The organism is Oerskovia flava (assembly GCF_026163685.1).
Lineage (GTDB): Bacteria > Actinomycetota > Actinomycetes > Actinomycetales > Cellulomonadaceae > Oerskovia_A > Oerskovia_A flava.
The window spans coordinates 1-229 of sequence record NZ_JAOXSR010000020.1; the positions used below are offsets into that span (position 1 = coordinate 1).

Genomic DNA, 229 nt, shown 5'->3' on the forward strand with positions numbered 1-229 from the left:
CTTCCTGCCGTGGCTGCCCGCGACCGGGGCGGGCACGATGGGCATCCACCGGAACGTGTTCCTCGACGCGTCGGGCTTCGACGAAGCGCTCGCGACGGGGGAGGACACGGACCTGTCGTGGCGGGTGCAGCTCGCCGGTCACCGGCTCGAGTACCACCCCGAGATCATCCTGCACGTGCGCAAGCGCGACGGGCTGCGCGCGATCTACCGCCAGGCCTACGCCTACGGC

At 71.6% G+C, this 229-nt stretch carries 1 protein-coding gene; it reads left to right on the forward strand.

Features of this window, described 5'->3' with window-relative positions; all coding sequences use genetic code 11:
- The coding region (locus OHL10_RS18590) for a glycosyltransferase family 2 protein (protein WP_343224634.1) at positions 1-229 on the forward strand (229 nt) is incomplete at both ends.